The sequence below is a fragment of the Thermoanaerobacterium sp. RBIITD genome (assembly GCF_900205865.1).
Classification (GTDB): domain Bacteria; phylum Bacillota; class Thermoanaerobacteria; order Thermoanaerobacterales; family Thermoanaerobacteraceae; genus Thermoanaerobacterium.
Window position 1 is genome coordinate 280314 of record NZ_LT906662.1, and the last position, 9046, is coordinate 289359.

Annotated in this window: 9 protein-coding genes and 1 riboswitch; of the genes, 1 reads left to right on the forward strand and 8 read right to left on the reverse strand. The window is 31.5% G+C overall.

The window, feature by feature from the left end; all coding sequences use genetic code 11:
- The 6 genes from thiC to asrA form a co-directional block, all read right to left on the reverse strand.
- Positions 1-1320 carry a phosphomethylpyrimidine synthase ThiC gene (gene thiC, locus CPG45_RS01370; protein WP_096230286.1) on the reverse strand — a complete coding sequence of 440 codons (1320 nt, stop codon included), beginning with the start codon at positions 1318-1320 and terminating at the stop codon, positions 1-3.
- Positions 1321-1432: 112 nt separating this feature from the next.
- A riboswitch (TPP riboswitch) is annotated at positions 1433-1532 on the reverse strand.
- A gap of 112 nt (positions 1533-1644) precedes the next feature.
- Complete coding sequence (locus tag CPG45_RS01375) at positions 1645-2148, reverse strand: ribonuclease toxin HepT-like protein (RefSeq protein ID WP_096230287.1); 504 nt, start codon at positions 2146-2148, stop codon at positions 1645-1647.
- Positions 2145-2522 carry a nucleotidyltransferase family protein gene (locus tag CPG45_RS01380; RefSeq protein WP_096230288.1) on the reverse strand — a complete coding sequence of 126 codons (378 nt, stop codon included), beginning with the start codon at positions 2520-2522 and terminating at the stop codon, positions 2145-2147. Before CPG45_RS01380 ends, CPG45_RS01375 begins: the two co-directional genes overlap by 4 nt.
- A gap of 118 nt (positions 2523-2640) precedes the next feature.
- Complete coding sequence (asrC, locus tag CPG45_RS01385; protein WP_096230289.1) at positions 2641-3654, reverse strand: sulfite reductase subunit C; 1014 nt, start codon at positions 3652-3654, stop codon at positions 2641-2643.
- A 30-nt stretch (positions 3655-3684) separates the two neighbouring features.
- Positions 3685-4473, reverse strand: coding sequence for an anaerobic sulfite reductase subunit AsrB (gene asrB, locus CPG45_RS01390; protein WP_096230290.1), 789 nt, complete (start codon positions 4471-4473; stop codon positions 3685-3687).
- Positions 4466-5512: an anaerobic sulfite reductase subunit AsrA gene (gene asrA / locus CPG45_RS01395; RefSeq protein ID WP_096230291.1), complete on the reverse strand. Its 1047-nt coding sequence runs from the start codon at positions 5510-5512 to the stop codon at positions 4466-4468. Before asrA ends, asrB begins: the two co-directional genes overlap by 8 nt.
- A 296-nt stretch (positions 5513-5808) precedes the next feature.
- Between asrA and CPG45_RS17255 the strand changes: the two genes are divergently transcribed.
- Positions 5809-5982, forward strand: coding sequence for a carboxymuconolactone decarboxylase family protein (locus CPG45_RS17255; protein ID WP_231968917.1), 174 nt, complete (start codon positions 5809-5811; stop codon positions 5980-5982).
- A gap of 332 nt (positions 5983-6314) precedes the next feature.
- Here the strand turns inward: CPG45_RS17255 and CPG45_RS01410 are convergent, their stop codons facing one another.
- Positions 6315-6536, reverse strand: a complete 222-nt coding sequence (locus CPG45_RS01410) for a hypothetical protein (protein ID WP_096230292.1) — start codon at positions 6534-6536, stop codon at positions 6315-6317.
- A gap of 379 nt (positions 6537-6915) precedes the next feature.
- Complete coding sequence (locus tag CPG45_RS01415) at positions 6916-9042, reverse strand: TIGR03986 family type III CRISPR-associated RAMP protein (RefSeq protein ID WP_096230293.1); 2127 nt, start codon at positions 9040-9042, stop codon at positions 6916-6918.
- Positions 9043-9046: the final 4 nt, after the last annotated feature.

Below are 9046 nucleotides of genomic sequence, written 5' to 3' on the forward strand. Positions count from 1 at the left end.
TTATTTTTCATCATTATATTTTAATAAGCTGACATTCTCGCCGCGAATAACTTTATTCATGTTTCTTACAGCACACATATTCCCACACATTGTACATGTTTCACTGTCATGAGGCAAAGATTCGCTTCTATACCTACGGGCTTTTTCAGGATCTATTGATAATTTAAACATTTCTTCCCAATTAAGCTTTTTCCTTGCGTAAGACATAGCGTTATCCCATTTTTCTGCATTACGTATGCCTTTTGCTAGATCTGCTGCATGCGCAGCTATTTTAGAAGCAATGATGCCTTCTTTCATATCTTCAATCTTTGGAAGCCTCAAATGTTCCGCAGGTGTAACATAACACAGAAAATCTGCTCCACTTGCTGCGGCAATCGCACCGCCAATTGCACTTGTAATGTGATCATATCCTGGAGCAATATCTGTTACAATTGGCCCCAATACATAAAACGGCGCACCATGACACAGCTTTTTCTCCAGCAAAACATTTGCTTCGATTTCATTTAGTCTCATATGCCCCGGTCCCTCAATAATGACCTGAACATTCTTTTCATAAGCTCTTTTTGCTAATTCTCCCAAAGTTATAAGCTCTTTTATTTGGCATGCATCTGTGGAATCATTTATACAGCCTGGCCTTAGTGCATCGCCAAGGCTTATCGTTACATCGCACTCAGCACATATGTCAAGAATATCATCAAAATATTCATAAAAAGGATTTTCCTTTTCATTTAATTCCATCCATGTATATAATAAAGAGCCTCCGCGAGAAACAATATTTAGAAGCCTTTCATTTCTTTTAAAAATTTCTGCTGTTTCTCTATTAATGCCTGCATGGATGGTCATAAAATCAACGCCGTCTTGTGCATGCCTTTCCACGATTTTTATAAATTCTGAAGGAGTAATGTCTTTTAAATCCTTGTCGTAATATCCTACAGCATCATATACTGGAACAGTACCTATCATAGCTGTAGAAATCTCTATCAATCTGTTTCTAAATTCAAAAGTCTTACCGTATGAACTTAAATCCATAATTGACTCTGCTTTCATTTCTATTGCTTTTTTTGCCTTTTCTAATTCTGCATCTACATTGTTGCAGTCCCTTGATACACCTAGGTTTACATTTATTTTTGTTCTAAGGCCTTCCCCTACACCTTCTGGACTAAGTGCTTCATGGTTTTTATTCGCAGGTATGACTACTTCACCAGAAGCTATCTTACTCATCAATAAATCCACTTCAATATCTTCTTTAGCTGCCACAACATTCATCTCTTCTGTAATAATTCCTTTTTTTGCTGCGTCTAATTGTGTAGTGTAGTTCATTTTAGTCATCCTTTCATAAATTATTTTTTTGATACTTGTAAAATGAAGGGGAGAAAGAAGGTAGTATTTGATGTCAGAATAATAAAAAAAGCTTTACCGCATGGTAAAGCTTTATAATCACAAGCCTGCTTCCCTACGGTAGTATTAACTACATCAGGTTCTAAGGGTTAGGTTTTACCTTCTCAACCAAAATGGTTCCCCCGCAAACTAATTTCACAAGTATTAAATTAATCTAATTATACTTTAAAACTCTAAAATTGTAAAGGTAAAAAATTATATCCATAGTATTTTAAGTAAAAGTAATTAGAGCTTGTAAGCCTCAAATCACTCCTCTATCATGATAGATTGCATGTCTTCTATAAACTGTACTACATCCCTTCTTAAATTATCAACAGTATGGGGGAAAATATCTAGTAGTCTTTCAATGCGTTCTGATACTAGGTTAAATCCATAAACATTACGAAATACATGACGAAATCCCCTAAATTCATTAAGCAATAACTTTGAATTAGAACTAATAAAAGCCGGCCTTTCTCCTTCTATAGGAGTCGACATTTGTTCAAGTAATTCTAGATGCCATTCAGAGCTTGAAGGGATCAAATTATCTATATTTCTACCCACAATTTTAAACATATTCTTAACGGAAGTATAAAAATCATGAAAAATAGAGCCAACAGCCCTTAGCATGAAATCATCAGCCAATTTCTCTCTTCTATTTTTACTTTCTAATAAGCCTCTTTCATTTAAAGTATCATATAATTTCTGTATATTCTCAAGTTCTAACTGTAGTCTTGCTAATGTAACTTTAATTTTATTAATATCCGTCACTCTATAATCCTCCCTTCTCTTAATATTTCATTTAGCAGAGATTTATAAGCTTCTTTTTGCGTAACTATGCTTATTTTATAAGGCTTTGCAATATTTTCAACATCAATCAACATTGTCCAATAGTTAAATTTACTATCATCCCAGCCATCAATAAAAATATCAATATCAGATAGATTATCAAAACGGTCATCCCTTGCAAGTGAACCATACAATATAACCTTATCAACAAAATACTTTTCTTTTAATATCTTTGCAATTTTATATACTCTATCAAAAGCTTCTTTTTTTCTATACGTTTCTATTTCTCTATCTTTTTTGACTTTTATACGCCATGTTTCACGTATATTTTTTCTCTCTTGATCCGAAAGCGGCACAATATCACCACCTAAAATTTGTACGGCTTAATTTTATCATTTTACATCAAAATAATCAATTCACTTAAAATATATAATAAACCATCAAAAAAGTGAAGGAGTTTCCTTTACTTTTAATTTAACATTCACAAACAGGCTTAACATTTATGTTTGACCTGTATTCAGTTTCTGACCAAAATATTCTATCTGCAACCATAGCTTCAGGGTTTAATTCTACACCCTTTAATATAAGCTCTTTAAATTTATTGTATCCAGCCCTGTCTATCAAGTGACCTCCATGGAGATATACTGGTTTATGATTCAATACTTCTGCTGAGAAATCTTGCCAATTTTTAAGTATGCCCAGCACTACATCTTCTGTTACCCAATTCAAGAAAATCTTTCCCATGCGAGGTGTCTGTTTTCCGGTTCTGCCACCAATGAGGACTCTGTAGAATTTCTTAGGATTTCTAGACCAAGCGCCTGTGGGACATACAAGTGCACACTCACCACAGCCAACACAGCAGCACGAATCTTTCTCGATTTTTCCATTTACCATATATAAAACACCTGTAGCATGTTGTTTACAAGCCTCGATACATTTCTTACATCCTATACAGCGATCGTAATCATATTCTGTTTTTGTAATGCCTATAATTCCAAAATCGTTGAAATGAGCCTTTGCACAGTCATTAGGACATCCGGCTATGCTTACTTTTATATGATAATCACTTGGAAAGATGATTTTTTCAATTTTTCTTGCAAGTGATGTTGTGTCTATATTTGCCTTTATGCAATGTTTATTTCCTATGCAAGCCATAATGTTTCTAGAACCTATCGTTGGATATCCATTGTCATCTACTTCCATGTCAACACCACAAAGGTCTACTTCTATCTCTTTAATGAACGTCTTTATATACTTATTGACTTCATCGATATATTCATACTTTATTCCAGGTATTGATAAAGTTTGTCTTACGCCAAGATGAAATTGTCCATTTCCCCATGTTTTTGCAATATGTTCTACATATGACAGATATTTAGCATCCATTACACCGCCTGGAACACGCATCTGCAGCATGAATTCACCGCGGACTTTCGATTGCCTGTAACAATTTCTGCGGACTTTTTTTACATCTATATCATAGTTCATTACATACACCTCCACATTTAATCAAGTAAATTAATCAAGTAAATCCTTCGCTTTTGTGTAGTTAAACACAGGACCTTCGAGGCAAACATACGTTTCGTTTATCTTGCAGTGACCGCATTTTCCAACTCCGCAAGACATTTTTCTCTCAAATGAAACCCAGATTTTATCTTCCGGCACACCATTTTTCAATAATTCTAATGCTGTAAAATGCATCATAACTGGCGGACCAACGACAATGACATTGTAATCATCAAAGGTATCAAATGGTATTTTACTTATATGCTCTGTAACCAAGCCAACTTCAAATCCATCGACTTTTTTCTTATCAAGAGTATATATGGTGTTAAATTTTGTCTTAAAATTATTTAAATCTTCTTTAAATAAGACGCTGTTTTCATCTTTAAAGCCTGCTATAAAGTGTAGTGATTTTATTTCTTCCGAATTATCATAAAAATACTTAAGTAAGCTTCTCACAGGTGATACACCTGTACCACCAGCTATAATGACTAGGTCTTTTCCTTTATATTTGTTAACAGGGAATGAATTACCATAAGGTCCTCTCATGAATATCTTATCGCCAGGAGATAAGTTAAATATCTCATTTGTTACTTTTCCAACTTTTCTTATAGTAAATTCCATCCAATTGTCACCCATAGCGCTTATCGATATAGGTGCTTCACCTATCTTTGGAATGGAAATCTGAAAGAACTGCCCATGCTCTGCTTTTACATCAACTTCAACTCTAAATGTGTATTCCAAATCTGTCTCATGAACTATTTCAAGTATCTTATATGGCTTAGGCATGAAAATATTATTCATTTATGCTGCCTCCTTTACCCGACTTCAACTTTTCAACTTCATCGTATAAGCGATTTATCGTTGTCGAAAAGGATATTAACTCTGGACATCTTTCATCACAGCGGCCGCAACCGACACACATGTTTTCCGTTTTAAAGCGAGCTTTATAATCATATACTTTATGAAGTGTACGGAATCTCATCCTTTCACCGGCAGTTTTTCTAAATACATGGCCACCCGCCATCTCTGTAAAATCCTTGTGCATACAGCTTGCCTGCACTCTTCTTCTTTCGCCGACATTTACATTTTCACTGTAAATTAAATCAACTGTATTAAAACAGCTACATGTTATGCAAGCAGCAGTACAAGCACCGCAGCTTATACAGCGGGAATTAAAGCTTTCCCACATGTCAAGATCATATACTTTTTTAAGTAGATCTGTGTTATCTATTTCTGGAACATGGACAACCTTCGGATTTGATTTTACGAATTCAGGCTTAAAATCTATTTCTTTCTTATCTTTAAATATGTCAATAAATTCATCATCTTTAACTTCAACCATTACATTATCATTATTAAATCTTATCGCTAGACTATAGTTATCTGTTTTATTGGAGTTCATGGAAACGCAGAAGCAGGTATCCCAGCCATCTTTACATTCCATCAAAACGAATTTTACTTTTTCACGGAATCTTTTGTAATAAATATCTTCTGCACCACCATTTTGGAGGAAAATCGTATCAAGTCTTCTTATGCCATTTATATCACAAGCTCTTACAAATAATAGTATTTTTTTATCAAATACTTTGCTTTCTCTGTACTCATCCTCTGTGAAATAAAACAAAGCTTGTGTTATTGGATATATGACTTCTTTTGGTGAAGAATCGGATTTTTCATCGTATACAATATCGCTCAAAGATTTTATCTCATCATATCTTATAAGATCTGTGTCAGAATACCGGCCACGATTTTCAAAACGTTTCGGTGCATAAATTTTATAATCTTTCTTCAGTAGATTTAAAATATCGTCAAAATCTTTATTCTCAATTAGATATCCCAAGTTCTCTCCTCCTTTGAAAGTTAAAAATTATTTAGCAGATTTTGATATAATTATAACATCAAATATTTAACGAGTATAATAATAAAAATTTATAGAAACCATAACAGGAACTTATATGTTAAAGATGCTAATCCAGAAGTAAAGCAATTAATTGAGCAAATAGAAAAGGAAATTGGAGTAGTTCCTCCAACAATACGTGTAATGGCAAATAAGCCAGAATATCTTAAACTCTTGAAAAATCACGTGTTGTAATGTGAACTGACAAGATAGACGGGAAAACAAAGCTTTTTGTTGCATTGACCGTATCAATTTTAAATATTTGTAAAATGTGCATTACTACCTACACCAAAAAATTAAAAGAAGAGGGCGTAACCGATGAAGAAATTATTGAGATTTTATCAATCATCGACCTAGTCGGTGGTTTAAACCACTTCAACAATGGACTTATGATAAAACCACCTCAAAAATAAAATTTTAAAATGAGAATACATCTGCTGCTATTTAATGAAAATGCAAAAATTTAAATGATGATATAAAAATAAGGCTTTCCTTTTATTACAGTAAAAAGAAAGCCTTATTAGGTTCTCCACATCTGCATACACATCCGGCCTATTTTTAACATGTAAACTATGTACTTCTTTAACAAGGGTGCTTATAGATTCATAATCATTTTACATTGCTTTTCTTGTTTTTATATTCATTAGATTTTCAGCCCCTTTTTAAAGTCAAATAAAGAAGCAACCTTAATTTACTTCATTATCCTTTTTGTGTTGCATTAATTTAAAAATATTTATCATTAATATTACGCAATAAGGCTTTTCAGTTCACGCAAAACAGTGGTTTCTCTGCCCAGTATTTCAGTTGAAAAATCCCCCATTTTAAGATAAAATTTCTCTACAGATTTACCATTGCTTTTTAATAACTTTTCAAGACTCTTAGGATATCCTACACATATAAATGTCAATGTTATTTCTTCAATCTTTATGTCATTTACTTCTTTTTCGTCATTCCCATCCACATTCATTATTGATTTATGTAAAAATGCATAACTTAGTCCTTTAAAATACTCATCTATAGATACATAATCATTTGATGCTTTATATTCTATTACATTATATTTTTTAAATATCTTTGCTATCTTTTTATCTATATTGATTTCATCCGATGTTTTTTATGCATCTATCCTTAATAATAAATATACCTCTTTATTTCCTTGAATTTTGGTAGTTAATAAAGTTAATCTCAAGTACATATGTCAATATAATGTTTTTCTTCATTATCTCTTAAATAAAATACTGTATGATATTTGTCTATTTCTATATAATTAAAATAAATATATTTATTGTTATCGTTTCTTTATTTTCCTGTGTTCCAAATACTTTCTGTAATATGAAATCATCATCTTATTTCCTCTTCTTTTTATTTTTGTTTTCCTCAGCTTTTCTAAAAGCATCAGCAATTGCAGTATTGCTATTTTTATAATTTCTATCTATTTTACTGTAGCTGTCCTTTTTTGCAACATTACCGCTTTTCTTAGACCTTTTTATATTGTTTTCTAAAAATGCCTCTTCATATTTAAGTATTTCAGGTAATGCCTTTTTATTTCTGAATTCATTTAATTCCATATACCTGTAATTATTCGCATCTTTAATTTTTATAACTTTAGACTTAATCAACATAAATTCTTTTATCGTATCTATGTTTTCTATGTCTTGCCCATTTAAATATTTATCTGAAAAATTCCTCTTGTAAATATTTATGTATTTGTCCAAATCATCTTCATTAAAATAATCAAAACTAAAATAATCATATTTTTTATTTAAGTCTTCTATGTATAATTTTACTTTCTCAACTTTAACCCTACCAAAACCATAAGGCTTTGCTAATCCGATATTTTGGTAACAGCCATCATTTAATTTTAATGCCCAACCTAAAAGTCCCAATTCTTCTTCATCTAAATTTGTAAAATATATCCTACCTTTAAATATAGTGCCTTCTTTTAAAGGGTGTATTGTAAATTTCATTTCTTCAGCTTTGGCATCTTCTAATTCTGGTTTCTCTATATAATCCTTTAACCAATACTGTTTAAAACCTCTTATTTTAAAATCATCCTCATAAATCTTAAGCAACTTTTTATCTGCGTCTTTATCCTGTTTTAAGTATAAATTATAGCTTGTAGGTTTCGGTTCTGCAAGTATTATAGTCATTACGCTATCTTCATCTAATACTGGCTCTCCAACAACTTCTGCATCTTCAAAACTGACACGGGATTTATAATTAAAATTCTTATCTTCTCCATCATCTCTTTTTAACTTTTTACTAAAGCCAAATATCCCATCTGTATAACTTACATCTTTTGTATCTTTATACAATTGTGACACACCATCTAAAACTGTTTTTGTATAATAAATTCTTAAATAAGGTGTAAATCCAAAATGTAATCTATCGGTATTTATATAGAATACCGGCTTTCTTTCATTTTTTTTAGGTAAAGCAAAAAACTCCTTGCCTTTAAAAATTTCCTCTTTATTATTCATCTTTTTGGTTCGTATCAGGTCATCTTTATAAGCTTCTATATCTTCTCTCAGAATTTTTATATTTCCGCTTTTATCATCTGCTTCAGGAACTATATAATGGCTTAATTTGCCTAATATAAAACCTCCAGACAATAAATATCCATTTTGGCTGAGTATGCCTTTTCTATTTATATCAATTATTCTTCCAGTTTTACTGTCAAACTCAAATGATATCCCTGTTTGATATGGTTTATATATTCTTTCATTTGATAAATCCTTTAAAATGCTTTTTAACTTACTATTCAACTCTCTTTCTTTGCTCTTGTTATCCTTATTCTTTGCTATTTCTCTTTTAATCTCTTTCAATTCAACTTCACAGTTTAACAAATCTTTTTTATACATAAAATTGATTCCATCAATATTTTTATTTGACGCAATCCTTCTTAATATTATCTCATCAATCCTGAAATACGGTACACCTACTTTTAATTCTTTAGCTGGTTCGATATAATATTTATTTGCTCTATTAACTATATATCCTGCTTTAACATTCTTTGCTATTCTTCTAGTTACATCAACACCTAAAATACTTTTATATCTTGCACTTAAAGAGTTATTACCTGCAATGTCTCTATATAAAAACCTCGAATTTTCAATTTCACTGTTTTCATAATTACCCTCTTTATCCTTCTCTCCAATAATATTGCTAAAACTTAAAATCTGACAATTAGTCCTTGCTATACCTCTAATTGTATTTCCAGGAATAGCATATTTCCCGTTTGTATTGATAAAAAAATGTACCTGCTTATCTTTAACACCTGTAGATACAATTATAGGCGTCTCTGCTTTTAAAGTATATTCTACATATCCGCTCAATCCTTTAAAATCATTGTGCGCTGGAAGTTCCTCTATTTTTTTATATTTCACTACTGCTTTCTTTGGAAAACTAACAAAATTGTACGGTGCTACTGCATATTGACCTAATTTCTTTTTTTCTATTATCTCCGGCTTCATATTA